The organism is Kosakonia sp. S42, assembly GCF_016624785.1.
Lineage (GTDB): Bacteria > Pseudomonadota > Gammaproteobacteria > Enterobacterales > Enterobacteriaceae > Kosakonia > Kosakonia cowanii.
In genome coordinates, this window is record NZ_JACVTW010000008.1 from 56,845 (window position 1) to 72,712 (window position 15,868).

A 15,868-nucleotide genomic window follows, 5' to 3' on the forward strand; every position below is an offset into this window, starting at 1 on the left:
CCTGATCTGTGATAATCTCTCAACCCATTCATTACCCGGATAACTCCATTCACTATGGCAGGAAATAAACCCTTCAACAAACAGACTGAGCCCCGCGACCACAAGCTTGAGGGGATGAAAGTGCCTCCGCATTCGATCGAAGCGGAGCAGTCGGTGTTGGGCGGTTTAATGCTAGATAATGAGCGCTGGGACGACGTTGCCGAGCGCGTGGTCTCCGAGGATTTTTATACTCGCCAGCATCGCCATATCTTTACGGAAATGCACCGCCTGCAGGAGATGGGCAAACCCATCGACCTGATTACCCTCGCCGAATCGCTGGAGCAACAGGGCCAGCTCGATATTGTCGGCGGCTTCGCTTATCTCGCTGAACTGTCCAAAAACACGCCAAGTGCGGCTAACATCAGCGCTTACGCCGATATCGTGCGTGAACGCGCAGTAGTGCGCGAGATGATCGCGGTGGCGAATGAGATCGCCAACGCCGGTTTCGATCCGCAGGGCCGCAGCAGTGAAGATCTGCTCGATCTGGCCGAGTCGCGGGTGTTTAAAATTGCCGAAAGCCGCGCCAATAAAGATGAAGGGCCGAAGAACATCGCCGATGTGCTTGAGGCGACGGTGGCGCGTATTGAGCTACTGTTCCAGCAGCCCCATGATGGCGTGACCGGCGTAAATACCGGCTATGACGATCTGAACAAAAAGACCGCCGGTTTACAGCCGTCGGATCTGATTATTGTCGCGGCGCGTCCCTCGATGGGTAAAACGACCTTTGCGATGAACCTCGTCGAAAATGCGGCGATGTTGCAGGATAAGCCGGTGCTTATCTTCAGTCTCGAGATGCCCTCCGAACAGATTATGATGCGTTCACTCGCGTCGCTGTCGCGCGTCGATCAGACCCGTATCCGTACCGGCCAGCTCGACGATGAGGATTGGGCGCGCATCTCCGGCACGATGGGCATTCTGCTGGAAAAACGTAATATCTATATCGATGACTCCTCGGGCCTGACACCGACGGAAGTGCGCTCTCGTGCGCGGCGTATCGCCCGCGAGCATGGCGGCATTGGCCTGATTATGATCGACTACCTCCAGCTGATGCGCGTGCCGTCGCTGTCGGATAACCGTACGCTGGAAATTGCCGAGATCTCCCGCTCGCTGAAAGCGCTGGCAAAAGAGTTGCAGGTGCCGGTGGTGGCGCTGTCGCAGCTTAACCGCTCGCTGGAGCAGCGCGCCGATAAGCGCCCGGTCAACTCCGACCTGCGTGAATCGGGCTCTATCGAACAGGATGCCGACTTAATCATGTTTATCTACCGTGATGAGGTTTATCACGAAAACAGCGACTTAAAAGGCATCGCTGAAATCATTATTGGTAAGCAGCGTAACGGCCCTATCGGCACGGTACGTCTGACATTCAATGGGCAGTGGTCACGCTTCGATAACTATGCCGGGCCACAATACGACGACGAATAACGTTTCGTTACTCTTCGCGCCGCAGGTGCCTTCAACGCGCCTGCACACGAACGATCGACAAAATTGTTTTTGAGGAAAAACATGCAAGCGGCAACCGTAGTAGTTAACCGCCGCGCTCTGCGACACAATCTGCAACGCCTGCGCGAACTGGCTCCCGCCAGCCGACTGGTTGCGGTCGTGAAAGCGAACGCTTATGGACACGGTCTTCTTGAGACCGCGCGAACGCTCCCCGATGCCGATGCTTTCGGCGTCTCCCGTCTTGAAGAGGCCCTGCACCTGCGCGCAGGGGGCATTACTCAACCGATTCTGTTACTCGAAGGCTTCTTTGCCGCCAGCGATTTAACGTTGGTGGCTGAGCATCAGCTGCATACGGTGATCCACAGCGTCGAACAGCTTGAAGCCCTGGAAGCCGCCACCCTGAGCGCGCCGGTGGATGTCTGGATGAAGCTCGACACCGGTATGCATCGCCTTGGCGTACACCCGCACGAAGCGGAGGCCTTCTACGCCCGCCTCAGCCAGTGCAAAAATGTGCGTCAGCCGGTGAACATCGTCAGCCACTTTGCCCGCGCTGATGAGCCCGACTGCGGCGCGACCGAGCGCCAGCTTGATCTCTTTACCACCTTTACCGAAGGCAAGCCGGGCATGCGCTCGATTGCCGCTTCGGGCGGCACGCTGCTGTGGCCGCAATCCCACTTCGACTGGGTGCGCCCCGGCATTATTCTTTACGGCGTTTCGCCTCTCGACCATAAACCGTGGGGCAGCGATTTTGGCTTTCAGCCGGTAATGACGCTCACTTCGCAGCTGATTGCCGTGCGCCAGCATGCGGCAGGTGAACCGGTCGGCTATGGCGGCACCTGGCAGAGCGCGCGCGATACCCGTTTAGGGGTGGTGGCGATGGGCTATGGCGATGGCTACCCGCGCGCCGCTCCTTCCGGCACACCGGTGCTGGTCAACGGGCGCGAAGTGCCGATTGTGGGGCGCGTGGCGATGGATATGATTTGCGTCGATCTGGGGCCTGAAGCGCAGGATAAACCCGGCGATCGCGTGGTGCTATGGGGAGAAGGCTTACCCGTCGAGCGCATCGCGCAGGCAACAAATGTGAGTGCTTACGAACTTATTACGCGCCTGACCTCAAGGGCGACCCTTATCTATATCGACTAAAAGGAACGCCCCGTGTCGCCGATGGAAATCGCCGCCTGCCTGGCTTACGCCCTCTCCGTGTGGCTTGCCGCGCGCAACAATGTGCATACGTGGTGGACGGGCATTATCGGCTGCGTGCTCTACGGCTGGGTCTTCTACTCCGTTCAGCTTTACGCGGATGTCACCCTGCAACTCTTCTTTATCGTCAGCAGTATTGCCGGGTGGATCAACTGGCTGAAGGGCAATCACGGTCAGCAACTGGCGGTGCGCAAAACGCCGCTGCCACATATTGCTTTCCTGCTGGTGGGCGCGCTGATTGTCGCGGGCGGTTATGCCTGGCTGCTGCATCGTTTTACCAACGCCTGGTCGCCGTGGCTGGATTCGGCAATTATGGTCTTCAGTATCCTCGCGCAGTTTATGCTGATGGGGCGGCGGCTGGAGAGTTGGTACTTCTGGCTGCTGGTCAATACTATCGCCGTGCCGCTCTATGCCGCGCGCGATCTGTGGCTGACCGCTGGGCTTTACCTGATCTTTTGGTGTAATGCCTGGCACGGGCTTTACCAGTGGCGCAAGGCGCTGGTTAAGCCATGAAACCCTTCGCCAGCGGGCTGATTGTTGGCAAATTCGCGCCGCTGCACTGCGGTCATGAACGGTTAATCAACACCGCGCTGGCGCAGTGCGAACGCCTGTGGCTCATCAGCTACTCGGTGCCAGAACTGCCCGGCTGCGAGCCGGAGAAGCGCGAGCGCTGGCTGCGGGCGCAGTTTCCGCAGTGTGAGATCCTCGTTCTGACACCGGCGCGCGTGGCGGCGCTGGGTTTAGGCCCGTTACCGCATAACGATGCCGATGGCGATCTGCATCGTCACTATGTTGCGGATATCTGTTTGCAGGTGCTGGGCTGCCAGCCCGACGCGGTCTTTACGGCGGAGGAGTACGGCGACGGCTTCGCCCGCGTGCTGAGCGAACGTTTTTCCCGCCCGGTGAGGCATGTGCGGCTAATGCGCGGGCAGGGTGAGGATGCGCCATCCGGGACGCTGATCCGCAGCGATGTCCACCGCAGGCGGCAGATGCTGGCCGCGTCCGTCTATCACGACTTTGTTCAGCGCATCTGCCTGCTCGGCGGTGAATCGACCGGCAAAAGCACCCTCAGCGCCGCGCTGGCAGAGGCGCTGGGAACGGCCTATGTGGCCGAGTATGGCCGCGAGCGCTGGGAGCAGCAGGGCGGCGAGCTGGTGTATGACGATATGCTGGCGATTGCACAAACCCAGGTGCAACGGGAAGAGAGCACGCTTGCGGTGCGCTGGCTGGTGTGCGATACCTCGCCGCTGACCACGCTCTTTTATACGCTGACAATGTTTGGCAAAGCGCCAGCGGCGCTCTACGCATTGGCGGAGCGGCACTATCAGCTGGTGGTGTTGTGCGAGGATGATTTCCCGTTTGTGCAGGATGGCACCCGCCAGGATGAAACCTTCCGCCAGCGCCAGCAGGCCTGGTATCTCGAACAGTTGACCGAGCGCGGCGTGCCGTTTATTCGCGTCAGCGGGTCGGTGGCTGAGCGCATCGCACAAGTGCGCGCAGTGCTGGGCTGTTAATCCTTATTTCGTTTCCGCTTTACTGCCCCCTCGACCTTGTCCGGCTTCCGGTTTATTGTGGTGTTTCGCCCACTGTAAACCTGGAGAATACACGCGTGTTTCAGAAAGTTGACGCCTATGCCGGCGACCCGATCCTCTCATTGATGGAGCGGTTCAAAGAGGATCCCCGCAGCGACAAAGTTAACCTCAGCATCGGGCTCTATTACGACGAAGAGAGCACAATTCCGCGTTTGCAGGCGGTGGCGGAAGCCGAAGCGCGCCTCAACGCGCAGCCGCATGGCGCGTCGCTCTATCTGCCGATGGAAGGGCTTAATAGCTACCGTCACGCCATCGCGCCGCTGCTGTTTGGTGCCGGGCATGTGGTTCTTGAGCAGCAGCGTGTCGCCACCATTCAGACGCTCGGCGGCTCTGGCGCGCTGAAAGTCGGCGCAGATTTTCTGAAACGTTACTTCCCCAACTCCGGCGTCTGGGTCAGCGATCCGACATGGGAAAACCATATCGCGATTTTCGAAGGCGCGGGCTTCGAGGTCTCTACCTACCCGTGGTATGACAACGAGACCAACGGCGTACGTTTCGCGGCATTTCTCGAAAAATTAAACAGTTTGCCTGAGCAGAGCATTGTTCTGCTGCACCCGTGCTGCCATAACCCGACCGGTGCCGACTTAACGCCTGCGCAGTGGGATGAGGTGGTTGAGGTGCTGAAAGCCCGCACGCTGATCCCGTTCCTCGATATCGCCTATCAGGGCTTCGGCGCAGGGATGGAAGAGGATGCCTATGCGATCCGCGCGATTGCCCACGCCGGGCTGCCTGCACTGGTCAGCAACTCCTTCTCTAAAATCTTCTCCCTCTACGGTGAACGTGTCGGCGGGCTCTCGGTGGTGTGTGAAGATGCCGATGCCGCCGGGCGCGTGCTCGGGCAGTTAAAAGCCACAGTACGCCGCAACTACTCCAGCCCGCCGAACTTCGGCGCGCAGCTGGTGGCAACCGTGCTGAACGATGCCGGGCTAAAAGCGTCGTGGCTGGCAGAAGTGGAAGCGATGCGCACCCGCATTCAGGCGATGCGCCAGACGCTGGTTGATGCGCTAAACGCGGCGATGCCGACCGGGGATTTCACCTACCTGCTGAAGCAGCGCGGCATGTTTAGTTATACCGGGCTGAGTGCTGCGCAGGTGGATCGTCTGCGCGAAGAGTTTGGTATCTACCTCGTTTCCAGCGGCCGTATCTGCGTCGCCGGGCTGAACAACCGCAACGTTCAACGCGTGGCGCAGGCCTTCGCGGCAGTGATGTAAGTATTCACTTACATCTTCCTTCACCCTCTGCGATCGGGCAGAGGGTGACCCACCAATGCTGGCGGATTTCCCAGAAAAGACTTTGTTTCACTTCGCCCTGCGGTTATGGTCACTCAGGTTTAAGACTATTCACCTCATTTATAAAAACTAAAGCATTAAGAAGCAGGGAAAATTATGCAAAAGTTCAGACACGCGCTCGGCGCGCTTTGCCTGTGGGCGGCCTTTAGCAGCGCGGCGGTTTACGCCTCGGCGCCGACGCCGGTTTCAACGGGCACTAACGTTGCAAAACTCTCTGAGCAGGCGGCGGTACACTGGGTTTCCGTGGCGCAAATCGAAAGCTCGCTGGTTGAACGCCCGCCGATGGCGGTGGGGTTTGATATCGACGATACCGTGCTCTTCTCCAGCCCCGGCTTCTGGCGCGGCAAGAAAACCTGGTCTCCGGATAGCGATGCCTATCTGCACAACCCGGAATTTTGGGAAAAGATGAATAACGGCTGGGATGAGTTCAGCATTCCCAAAGAGGTCGCGCGCCAGCTGATCGCCATGCACGTAAAACGCGGTGACACCATTTTCTTTATCACCGGCCGTAGCCAGACCAAAACCGAGACGGTGAGCAAAACTCTGCAGGATGATTTTCATATTCCCGCTGCCAATATGAACCCGGTAATTTTTGCCGGCGATCAGCCGGGCCAGAACAACAAGGTGCAGTGGCTGAAAGATAAAAAGATCCGCATCTACTACGGCGACTCTGACGGCGACATCACCGCCGCGCGCGAAAGCGAAGCGCGCCCGATCCGCGTGCTGCGCGCCGCGAACTCAACCTACCAACCGCTGCCGCAGGCCGGTGCGTTTGGTGAAGAGGTGATTGTCGACTCCGACTATTAATCGATCGCCCTTTTTTAGAGAAAAAAAGGGCGTCGGGTTTCCCCTTTTGGCCACATGCTGCACACTTACAGAGGTTCATTTTTGATAAGGAGCAGTTTATGTGGCATCAACAGACGCTTACGCTTAGCCAGAAATCGCGCGGCTTTCACCTGATCACTGATGAGGTGCTCGGGCAGATTACTGCGCTTAAGAGCGTGAAAACCGGTTTGCTGCACCTGCTGCTTCAGCACACGTCCGCTTCTCTCACCCTGAATGAAAATTGCGATCCCACGGTGCGCCAGGATATGGAGCGCCACTTTTTACGTGCTGTGCCGGACAACGCGCCCTATGAGCATGATTATGAAGGGCCGGATGATATGCCTGCGCATATCAAATCATCGACGCTTGGCGTGTCGCTGATGCTGCCCGTGCAAAATGGACGCGTATTGCTGGGGACATGGCAGGGGATCTGGCTGGGAGAGCATCGCATCCACGGCGGTTCGCGGCGGATTATCGCGACACTACAAGGGGAATAAACGATGACAATTTCGGAGTTACTGCAATATTGCATGGCCAAGCCTGGCGCGGAGCAGAGCGTGCACAGCGACTGGAAAGCGACGCAGATTAAGGTCGCCGACGTGCTGTTTGCGATGGTGAAAGAGATTGAGGACCGCCCGGCGGTCTCACTGAAAACCAGCCCGGCGCTGGCGGAGCTGCTGCGCGAGCAGCACAGCGATGTGCGCCCCAGCCGCCATCTGAATAAAGCGCACTGGAGCACGGTCTATCTGGACGGCACCCTGCCAGATTCGCAAATCTACTACCTGGTCGACGCCTCGTATCAGCAGGCGATGGAGCTGGTGCCGGAGGGGATCCGGCAACAGCTCTCCGTCTGACTAGCTGAGCAGCGGTTTCAGGAACCGTGCCGTGTGCGATGCTTCGCATTCGGCGACGGTTTCCGGCGTGCCGGAGACGAGGATCTCGCCGCCGCCGCTGCCGCCTTCCGGCCCAAGGTCGACAATCCAGTCTGCGGTTTTCACCACGTCGAGGTTGTGCTCAATCACCACGATGGTGTTGCCCTGATCGCGCAGCTGATGCAGCACCTCAAGTAACTGCTGAATATCGGCGAAGTGCAGACCGGTGGTCGGCTCATCAAGAATATAGAGCGTCTGCCCGGTACCGCGTTTCGACAGCTCGCGCGCCAGTTTCACGCGCTGGGCTTCACCGCCGGAAAGGGTGGTGGCCGACTGGCCGAGACGAATATAGGTCAGGCCGACATCCATCAGCGTTTGCAGCTTCCGCGCCAGCGCCGGAACCGCGTCGAAGAACTCACGCGCTTCTTCAATGGTCATATCCAGCACTTCGTGGATGGTCTTGCCCTTGTATTTAATCTCCAGCGTTTCGCGGTTATAGCGCTTGCCTTTGCACTGGTCGCACGGCACGTAGATATCCGGCAGGAAGTGCATTTCGACTTTGATCACGCCATCGCCCTGGCACGCTTCACAGCGCCCGCCGCGGACGTTAAAGCTGAAGCGCCCCGGCGTATAGCCGCGTGAACGGGACTCCGGCACGCCGGCGAAGAGTTCGCGCACGGGCGTAAAGACGCCGGTGTAGGTTGCCGGGTTCGAGCGCGGCGTACGGCCAATCGGGCTCTGGTCGATATCGATCACTTTGTCGAAGTGCTCCAGACCCTGAATATCGCGGTAAGGCGCAGGCTCAGCAATCGTCGCGCCGTTAAGCTGGCGCTGAGCGAGCGGGAAGAGCGTATCGTTAATCAGCGTCGACTTGCCGGAGCCGGAAACGCCGGTGATACAGGTAAAGAGGCCGACCGGCAGCGTCAGCGTCACATCCTTCAGGTTGTTGCCGCGCGCGCCACTCAGCTTCAGCACGCGCTGCGGATCGGCTTTCACACGCTCTTTCGGCACTTCAATTTTGCGTTTGCCGCTCATGAACTGGCCGGTCAGCGATTCCGGCACCGCCATTATCGCTTCCAGCGGGCCTTCCGCGACCACCTGGCCGCCGTGCACGCCGGCACCCGGGCCGATATCGATCACGTGATCCGCTGCGCGGATAGCATCTTCGTCATGCTCAACCACAATCACCGTGTTACCGAGGTTACGCAGATGCACAAGAGTGCCAAGCAGACGTTCGTTATCGCGCTGGTGCAGGCCTATGGAAGGCTCATCCAGCACGTACATGACGCCGACCAGGCCTGCGCCAATCTGGCTGGCCAGACGAATACGCTGCGCTTCACCGCCGGAGAGAGTCTCTGCCGAGCGGGAAAGCGTCAGGTAGTTCAGGCCGACGTTAACGAGGAATTTCAGACGATCGCCAATCTCTTTGAGCACTTTTTCAGCGATTTTTGCACGCTGACCGGAAAGTTTGAGATTGGTGAAGAAGTCCATCGCATGACCGATGCTCATATCGGAGATGGTCGGCAGCGGCGTATCTTCAACATAAACATGGCGCGCTTCGCGACGCAGACGCGTCCCTTCGCAGGTGGCGCAAGGGCGGTTGCTGATAAATTTCGCCAGCTCTTCGCGCACCGCGCTAGATTCGGTCTCTTTGTAGCGGCGCTCCATATTGTGCAGCACGCCTTCAAACGGATGACGGCGCACGGAGGTGTCGCCGCGATCGTTCATATATTTGAACTCAATCGACTCTTTGCCGGAACCTGCCAGAATCACCTTCTGCACGTTGGCGCTGAGGCTTTCCCACGGTGCTTCGACGTCGAATTTGTAGTGCTCTGAGAGCGACTTCAGCATCTGGAAATAGTAGAAGTTACGGCGATCCCAGCCGCGGATAGCGCCGCCAGCCAGCGACAGCTCCGGGTTCTGGATCACGCGGTCAGGGTCAAAATATTGCTGAACGCCCAGACCGTCGCAGGTCGGGCAGGCGCCCGCCGGGTTGTTGAACGAGAAGAGACGCGGTTCCAGTTCGCGCATGCTGTAGCCGCAAATCGGGCAGGCGAAGTTCGCCGAGAAGAGCAGCTCTTCGGCTTTAGGATCGTCCATATCGGCCACGATGGCCGTACCGCCCGAGAGCTCCAGCGCGGTTTCAAAGGACTCCGCCAGGCGCTGCGTCAGATCGTCGCGCACCTTGAAGCGGTCAATTACCACTTCAATAGTGTGTTTCTTTTGCAGTTCAAGACTCGGCGGATCGGAGAGATCGCACACTTCGCCGTCGATACGGGCGCGGATATAGCCCTGGCCTGCCAGGTTTTCGAGAGTTTTAGTGTGCTCGCCTTTACGCTCTTTGATCACCGGTGCCAGCAGCATAAGGCGCTTGCCTTCCGGTTGCGACAGCACGTTATCCACCATCTGGCTGACGGTTTGCGCCGCCAGCGGCACGCCGTGATCCGGGCAGCGCGGCTCGCCAACACGTGCGTAGAGCAGGCGCAGGTAGTCGTGAATTTCGGTTATGGTGCCGACGGTGGAACGCGGGTTATGCGATGTCGACTTCTGTTCAATAGAGATGGCAGGCGAGAGACCTTCAATGTGGTCAACGTCCGGTTTTTCCATCAACGACAGGAACTGGCGGGCATACGCAGAGAGCGATTCGACGTAGCGACGCTGCCCTTCTGCATAGAGCGTATCGAAAGCCAGCGAGGATTTGCCCGAACCCGACAGCCCGGTGACAACAATCAGTTTGTCGCGAGGGATGACGAGGTTGATGTTTTTGAGATTATGGGTGCGCGCGCCCCGAACTTCTATCTTATCCAATCCATTCACCTTTTACCCGGTGGAACACGTAATGCCCGGTGTGTTTGAAGGACAACCGGCGATCACAAACGGCTAATTATGACACAAATTAACCTGAATGAATATACAGTATAGGAATGCAACTTCCGCGTAAGTGTGTAAAATACGCACTTCGCGGACGATGTCTGGAACCTGCTTCGCAGCTATCAAAATGCTACGTGGAAATGGTACACTCGCGCGTTTACACTACTACGAAACGATTTCAGGAGACACGATCATGGCCAGCAGAGGCGTAAACAAGGTTATTCTCGTCGGTAATCTGGGCCAGGACCCGGAAGTACGCTATATGCCGAGTGGTGGCGCAGTTGCCAACATTACGCTGGCTACGTCCGAATCGTGGCGTGACAAGGCGACCGGAGAAATGAAAGAGCAGACCGAGTGGCACCGCGTTGTGCTGTTCGGCAAGCTGGCGGAAGTTGCCGGTGAGTATCTGCGTAAAGGTTCTCAGGTCTATATCGAAGGCCAGCTGCGCACCCGCAAATGGACCGATCAGTCCGGCCAGGAAAAGTACACGACCGAAGTGGTGGTGAACGTTGGTGGCACCATGCAGATGCTGGGCGGTCGCCAGGGCGGCGGCGGTGCACCGGCAGGTGGCGGCCAGCAGCAGGGCGGTTGGGGTCAGCCTCAGCAGCCGCAGGGCAACAACAACCAGTTCAGCGGCGGCGCGCAGTCTCGTCCGCAGCAGCAGTCTGCCCCGGCACCGTCTAACAACGAACCGCCGATGGATTTCGACGACGATATCCCGTTCTAATTTAGCGCCTTTCTCTGGCGTCGTAATATGAACGATAAGACCCCGCCCCGGCGGGGTCTTCTGTTTTTACCCTTTCAGCGAAATCGATTCCAGCGCACGCCACATATGCGCTTTATCCTGCTCAGTCAAATTGTGCTGCTGAACCGTGCGCATAAACTCCTCTTTATCGGCATCGGTCAACTTGCCGCTGGCTTTTAGGCGTTCCGCCACTTTGCGCAGAATACGATCGCTCAGCTCGCTTATCTGTTTTCGCACCTCATCCAGCGGACGCGGCTGCCAGTTTGTCTCCGGTGTCGCCAGCCAGTCGGCACGGTAGCGGTACTGAATCGCTTTCGCGGCATCCATTTGCGCCTGAATAAAGGGCTTCACGCTCTCACCATCCAGCCCCAGCGCCTCGGCGTCGATAACGGCGCGCGCCAGCACTTTCTGCTCCTGAGCCAAATCTTCTATGGCCTGGTGCTGCTGTGCCTTAGCACCTGCGACGTCTTTCATCCATGACAGCCGCTCGTTAATCAGTTTGCCGAGTGAGGCATCGGCCGTGACAGCCGCAGCGGCGGAAAAGCTGAGCGTGGCGAGCATCACCACGGCGGAGTAAAACTTGTAGTCCATAATCACTCTCCGAAGTCGATAGATGGGCGTGTATCTCAAGTTGCAGTGCGCGCTTCCTGTTAAACCACCGTGTCAGGCAGAGGAGCCTCTCACATCCTGTGGCGGCGTGATTATATTAAAAACTTGTAATCACGAAATGAAATTACCGTTTCGTTTTATTACACCGTTAACAATGTCCGCTGGTGCAAGTGCCTGAAATAGCGCACGCTGAAGCGGCCACACTTTTTCGGCAAGCAGGAGGCAAATCGCGATGAAAACCCGGGTCACGCTTATCGTTATCATCACTCTGTTGCTGATGCTTTTTCTCAGCCTTTCACACAGCGATCTGGCAATGGAAATCCGCACTTTTCTGCGCGCACTGCTGCGCGCGATGTTCTGATAAATAAACAGCTGCACGAAACAGGAAATCTGTTTACCTCGCCCCCTGGCTGACTAACTTTCAGAAGGTTCTTTATCACAATAAAATCCGCTAAATAAAGAGCAGAATCTTCCTGTCACTTAAATAATGAAATTATCCTGGTAGCCTTTAATATGATTTTCATTGTTTGTACTTTGCATCCGATATTCAGCATTCGGGCTGCAGGGCTCATATTTAAGGGATTATCATGAAAAGTATATTTAAGATAAATAATGTCTTCGCCTCGCTGGCGCTGGCGGGGATGGTCGGTTTTAGCGGCCAGGTATTCGCCAACACCGATTACGCCGATACCATGCCCTCCATTGAAGGCAAAAAATTATTAGTCGGCTACTGGCACAACTGGGATCAGGGTTTTTCCGGCGATTATGAGCAGGGCTATCCGCTGAAGCTGGCATTAAAAGATACGCCGAAAGCCTACAACGTGGTGATGGCCTCCTTTATGAAGTCGTCAGATGGCAAAAGCATGCCGACTTTTATCCCCTACTACGGCACCGATCAGAGCTTCCGCGCGGAAGTGGCGGCGTTGAACGAACGCGGCCAGGCGGTGTTGTTATCCCTTGGTGGCGCGGATGCGCATATTGAATTACACGAAGCCAACGGCGATACGCAGCATTTTGCCGACGAAATTATCCGACTCGTTGATTTATATGGTTTTGACGGTCTGGATATCGATCTCGAACAGAGTGCGATTAAAAAAGCCGATAACGAAACCGTTATTCCGGCGGCGCTGAAAAAAGTGCGTGACCATTATCAGCAGCAGGGTAAACACTTTATTATCAGTATGGCGCCAGAAATTCCCTATCTGACCAAAGCGAATCCGCAGTACCAGAAATATATTACTAGCCTCGAAGGGTATTACGACTTTATCGCACCGCAGTTCTATAACCAGGGCGCGTTTGGCATTGGTTTTCAGCCAGACGACACCACGAAAGATGGCTGGTGGGTGAATTACGCGCAGAATGACGACAGCAAAAAATATGAATTTCTCTACCACTTCAGCAAAGAGATCATTACCGATAAGCACGGCCTCTCTGCGGTAAAAATCCCCTCCAGCAAATTAGTTATCGGCCTGCCGAGTAATGGCGCTGCCGCCGCGACCGGGTTTGTTAAAACCCCGCAGGATGTTTACCGCCTCTTCGCCGATATGGAAAAAGAGGGGCTACCGCTCAGAGGGTTAATGACCTGGTCCATCAACTGGGATGAGGGCGAAAACGTTAACCATGTGCCTTACAACGGGCAGTTCCGCAAAGCTTACACTCAGTTGATCCACGACGGCAGCGTGATTGAGACGCCGGAAAAAGATACCACTGCACCGAGCGTACCCACCGGGCTGAACGCCGAGGCGACCGCCACCAGCGTGCATCTGACCTGGAAAGCCTCCACCGATAGCGGCTCGGGCATGGATCACTATGAAGTGTTCCGCAATCAGCAGAAAGTGGCTGATGCCAGCGGTAATACCTACACCGATGACGATCTGACGGCGAACAGTAACTACGCCTACAGCGTAAATGCCATTGATAAGGCAGGGAATAAATCCCTGCTGTCGGCGGTATTAAACGTCATGACAACCGACCACGGTGACGATACACCGGATCAGCAGAGCTACCCGAAATATGCTGCCGGCCATGCTTATAAAGCCGGAGATATTGTGCTCGGCAGCGACAATCATTTGTATCAGTGCAAACCCTATCCCTACACCGGCTGGTGCGCAGGGCTGGCCAGCGCCTACGCGCCGGGTGCTGGTAGCGCCTGGCAGATGGCCTGGGATAAGGTCGTGAAATAGAGTTGCCTGGAACCGTGCTTCCATGGACGGAGGCACACCCCTGCGCACGATTAGCAATATCGGTAGATATTGATAAGCTCAATGCTTCGCAGGCGGATTCAGGAGTGGAAATGGATAACGAGCAGAGCAATCTCTTAGCTTTTGCTGCGCTGGATGCGAGTGAAAAACGCGATCTCCTGCGCGGTTTTAATCAGACACTGGATCGCAGTTCAGCAAAAGCGCTGCTTGATATTGCCACGGATACCAGCGGTGATGATGATATCCGCATCGAAGCGGTAAAGATCCTCGGCTTATATCATGGCGAGTATGATGATGCGTTTATTAAAGAGGCGCTGGTTCAGATAATTAATCAAGATGCTATTGAAGATGACGGCCTGATTGTCAGCTGCATTAATACCCTTGCGTTATTAACTGTGAATGAGAAAGAGAGCGCAGTGATATAACTTTATTATTATCTGGTTAAATGCCTGAATTAAACCCTACTGTTTATCAAGTTATCAATAAGCTCAATATTTTCTTGATATCTGTATATTTCGCGCGAATTTATTTTTCATAATTTTACATTCAGACTTTTTTTACTAATTTAAATCCATAATAAGATTTTCCTTAGGATTATATTCCTGCCGACAGTGCTAGTAGTAAAAGTTCCCGCATCAAACCAGCCAGATTTTGTTCACCGTCTATAAGGGAGTCGCACTGTGAAAAGGTTAAAACCGTTGCTGGCCCGTTCTCTTCCCATCGCCACCTTGCGCCAGGATACCCTGGCAGGCGTGGTCGTTTTTCTGGTGGCGCTGCCGCTTTGCCTGGGCATCGCCCACGCCAGCGGGCTGCCGCCCTTTGTTGGCCTGCTAACCGGGATCATCGGCGGGCTACTGGTCACTGCGCTAAGTCCGTCGCGTTTTGCCGTCAGCGGCCCGGCTGCCGGGCTGGTAACGATTGTCGTGGCCTCGGTGGAGTCGCTCGGCTCCTTCTCCGCTTTTCTCTTCGCATTAGTCCTGGCAGGCGTGCTGCAACTGGCTATGGGCCTGCTGCGCGCCGGGCGCTTTATCGGGCTGGTGCCCGGTAGCGTGATTAAGGGGATGCTGGCGGCGATCGGCTTGTTGCTGATTATGCAGCAGATTCCGGTCGCGCTTGGCGAGGTGGATGAGAGCGGTTTAGGCCAGCTCTTCAGCGGCGACTTTACCGTTTCGCTGACCTCGTTACTCGTCGCGGCAGGCGGCCTGCTCCTGTTATGGGGATGGGACTCGGCGGTAATGAAGCGGATCAAAAGCCTGAGCTGGATCCCCGGACCGCTGGTGGCGGTGCTGCTCGGCAGCGTAATGGTGATTGCTTTGAGCTACCTTGCGCCGCATCTGCTTCCCGCGTTACCGCGCATCACTCTGCCGGAGTTTGGCTCCCTTAACGATCTGATGACCGAACTGGAGGGGCCGGACTGGAGCGCCTGGCAAAACCCGGCGGTCTACACGGTCGCGATCACGCTGGCGCTGGTAGCCAGCCTCGAAACCCTGCTCAGCCAGGAGGCGCTGAAGAAGCTGCGCCCGCAGAACCCGCCGCCGTCGCCGGATAAAGAGCTGGTGGCGCAGGGCGCGGGTAACCTGCTCTCAGGTCTGGTGGGCGCAATGCCGATCACCGCAGTGATTGTGCGCAGCTCGGTTAACGTCAGCAACGGCGCGCAAAGCAAATTCTCGGTGCTGCTGCATGGCGTACTGCTGCTGGTGTGTGGTCTGTGGTTCGGGGAACTGTTATCGGTGATCCCGCTGGCAAGCCTCGCCGCCGTGCTGCTCTACACCGGCTATAAGCTGGCGACGCCGCGCCTCTTTATCGAGCAGTTTCGCGGCGGGTATCAGCAGTATGTACCGTTTCTTACCACCGTCGCGGGGATTATTGTTTTCGGCATGCTGATGGGGATTGCGCTGGGGCTGGCGGTGCAGATGGCGCTGAGCCTCTACCACTGCCATCGCAACGCGTTGCAGCTTGCGCGCCGTGGCGATCACTATGTGCTGCGCATCCAGCAGAACCTGACCTTTTTGCATAACCCCCGTCTACAGGCATTACTGGCGAAGATCCCGGAGCGCAGCGTGGTGGTGGTTGAGCATGAGAACGTCGACTATTTCGATCCGGATGTGAAAGCGGTGCTGCGGGAGTTTGCCAAAACCGCGCCGCAGCGCGGAATCGATCTCAACCAGTGGCCTGCCCGCTAAGT

Annotated in this window: 15 protein-coding genes; 13 read left to right on the plus strand and 2 right to left on the minus strand. The window is 56.8% G+C overall.

What is annotated here, in order from left to right; genetic code table 11:
- The first annotated feature begins 54 nt into the window (after nucleotides 1–54).
- The 8 genes from dnaB (at nucleotide 55) to IAE50_RS12115 (ending at nucleotide 7,239) form a co-directional block, all read left to right on the plus strand.
- Nucleotides 55–1,461: a replicative DNA helicase gene (dnaB, locus tag IAE50_RS12080; RefSeq protein WP_023478500.1), complete on the plus strand. Its 1,407-nt coding sequence runs from the start codon at nucleotides 55–57 to the stop codon at nucleotides 1,459–1,461.
- Nucleotides 1,462–1,542: 81 nt separating this feature from the next.
- On the plus strand, nucleotides 1,543–2,622 hold the full coding sequence (gene alr / locus IAE50_RS12085) for an alanine racemase (RefSeq protein WP_042712651.1): 1,080 nt from the start codon (nucleotides 1,543–1,545) through the stop codon (nucleotides 2,620–2,622).
- Between the two features lie 12 nt (nucleotides 2,623–2,634).
- Nucleotides 2,635–3,192 carry a nicotinamide riboside transporter PnuC gene (pnuC, locus tag IAE50_RS12090; RefSeq protein ID WP_192869609.1) on the plus strand — a complete coding sequence of 186 codons (558 nt, stop codon included), beginning with the start codon at nucleotides 2,635–2,637 and terminating at the stop codon, nucleotides 3,190–3,192.
- A complete protein-coding gene (locus tag IAE50_RS12095) occupies nucleotides 3,189–4,193 on the plus strand; it encodes an AAA family ATPase (RefSeq protein ID WP_200580350.1) in 1,005 nt (334 codons plus the stop codon). Before pnuC ends, IAE50_RS12095 begins: the two co-directional genes overlap by 4 nt.
- A gap of 95 nt (nucleotides 4,194–4,288) precedes the next feature.
- Complete coding sequence (tyrB, locus tag IAE50_RS12100; protein ID WP_200580351.1) at nucleotides 4,289–5,482, plus strand: aromatic amino acid transaminase; 1,194 nt, start codon at nucleotides 4,289–4,291, stop codon at nucleotides 5,480–5,482.
- A gap of 174 nt (nucleotides 5,483–5,656) precedes the next feature.
- Nucleotides 5,657–6,367 (plus strand): acid phosphatase AphA, encoded by a 711-nt coding sequence (gene aphA / locus IAE50_RS12105; protein ID WP_042712656.1) that lies wholly within the window; start codon nucleotides 5,657–5,659, stop codon nucleotides 6,365–6,367.
- 98 nt (nucleotides 6,368–6,465) lie between these two features.
- A complete protein-coding gene (locus tag IAE50_RS12110; protein WP_023478512.1) occupies nucleotides 6,466–6,882 on the plus strand; it encodes a secondary thiamine-phosphate synthase enzyme YjbQ in 417 nt (138 codons plus the stop codon).
- Nucleotides 6,883–6,885: 3 nt separating this feature from the next.
- The gene (locus IAE50_RS12115; RefSeq protein ID WP_042712657.1) at nucleotides 6,886–7,239 is read left to right on the plus strand and encodes an MmcQ/YjbR family DNA-binding protein; all 354 of its coding nucleotides are present in this window, start codon (nucleotides 6,886–6,888) and stop codon (nucleotides 7,237–7,239) included.
- On the opposite strand, the gene uvrA is transcribed toward IAE50_RS12115, so the two are convergent.
- Nucleotides 7,240–10,065: an excinuclease ABC subunit UvrA gene (gene uvrA, locus IAE50_RS12120; protein WP_042712659.1), complete on the minus strand. Its 2,826-nt coding sequence runs from the start codon at nucleotides 10,063–10,065 to the stop codon at nucleotides 7,240–7,242.
- A gap of 256 nt (nucleotides 10,066–10,321) precedes the next feature.
- Between uvrA and ssb1 the strand changes: the two genes are divergently transcribed.
- On the plus strand, nucleotides 10,322–10,855 hold the full coding sequence (gene ssb1, locus IAE50_RS12125) for a single-stranded DNA-binding protein SSB1 (RefSeq protein ID WP_054804260.1): 534 nt from the start codon (nucleotides 10,322–10,324) through the stop codon (nucleotides 10,853–10,855).
- Nucleotides 10,856–10,921: 66 nt separating this feature from the next.
- Here the strand turns inward: ssb1 and IAE50_RS12130 are convergent, their stop codons facing one another.
- Nucleotides 10,922–11,464 (minus strand): chorismate mutase, encoded by a 543-nt coding sequence (locus tag IAE50_RS12130; protein WP_200580352.1) that lies wholly within the window; start codon nucleotides 11,462–11,464, stop codon nucleotides 10,922–10,924.
- Between the two features lie 250 nt (nucleotides 11,465–11,714).
- On the opposite strand from IAE50_RS12130, the gene IAE50_RS26465 reads away from it, so the two are divergent.
- The 4 genes from IAE50_RS26465 (at nucleotide 11,715) to IAE50_RS12145 (ending at nucleotide 15,866) form a co-directional block, all read left to right on the plus strand.
- Entirely contained in the window at nucleotides 11,715–11,843 is a 129-nt protein-coding gene (locus IAE50_RS26465) for a hypothetical protein (RefSeq protein ID WP_255563494.1), read from the plus strand.
- A 226-nt stretch (nucleotides 11,844–12,069) separates the two neighbouring features.
- Nucleotides 12,070–13,665, plus strand: a complete 1,596-nt coding sequence (locus IAE50_RS12135; protein ID WP_200580353.1) for a glycosyl hydrolase family 18 protein — start codon at nucleotides 12,070–12,072, stop codon at nucleotides 13,663–13,665.
- A 2-nt stretch (nucleotides 13,666–13,667) separates the two neighbouring features.
- Nucleotides 13,668–14,108 (plus strand): hypothetical protein, encoded by a 441-nt coding sequence (locus IAE50_RS12140; protein ID WP_200580354.1) that lies wholly within the window; start codon nucleotides 13,668–13,670, stop codon nucleotides 14,106–14,108.
- Nucleotides 14,109–14,402: 294 nt separating this feature from the next.
- Nucleotides 14,403–15,866: a SulP family inorganic anion transporter gene (locus IAE50_RS12145; RefSeq protein WP_200580396.1), complete on the plus strand. Its 1,464-nt coding sequence runs from the start codon at nucleotides 14,403–14,405 to the stop codon at nucleotides 15,864–15,866.
- Nucleotides 15,867–15,868 lie beyond the last annotated feature (2 nt).

Bases quoted from the DNA above. Each gene is read 5' to 3' on its own strand.
- IAE50_RS26465 (WP_255563494.1), top strand. From the start codon at position 11,715: ATGAAAACCCGGGTCACGCTTATCGTTATCATCACTCTGTTGCTGATG.
- IAE50_RS12115 (WP_042712657.1), top strand. From the start codon at position 6,886: ATGACAATTTCGGAGTTACTGCAATATTGCATGGCCAAGCCTGGCGCG.
- IAE50_RS12135 (WP_200580353.1), top strand. From the start codon at position 12,070: ATGAAAAGTATATTTAAGATAAATAATGTCTTCGCCTCGCTGGCGCTG.
- alr (WP_042712651.1), top strand. From the start codon at position 1,543: ATGCAAGCGGCAACCGTAGTAGTTAACCGCCGCGCTCTGCGACACAAT.
- aphA (WP_042712656.1), top strand. From the start codon at position 5,657: ATGCAAAAGTTCAGACACGCGCTCGGCGCGCTTTGCCTGTGGGCGGCC.
- IAE50_RS12095 (WP_200580350.1), top strand. From the start codon at position 3,189: ATGAAACCCTTCGCCAGCGGGCTGATTGTTGGCAAATTCGCGCCGCTG.
- IAE50_RS12130 (WP_200580352.1), bottom strand. From the start codon at position 11,464: ATGGACTACAAGTTTTACTCCGCCGTGGTGATGCTCGCCACGCTCAGC.
- ssb1 (WP_054804260.1), top strand. From the start codon at position 10,322: ATGGCCAGCAGAGGCGTAAACAAGGTTATTCTCGTCGGTAATCTGGGC.
- dnaB (WP_023478500.1), top strand. From the start codon at position 55: ATGGCAGGAAATAAACCCTTCAACAAACAGACTGAGCCCCGCGACCAC.
- IAE50_RS12110 (WP_023478512.1), top strand. From the start codon at position 6,466: ATGTGGCATCAACAGACGCTTACGCTTAGCCAGAAATCGCGCGGCTTT.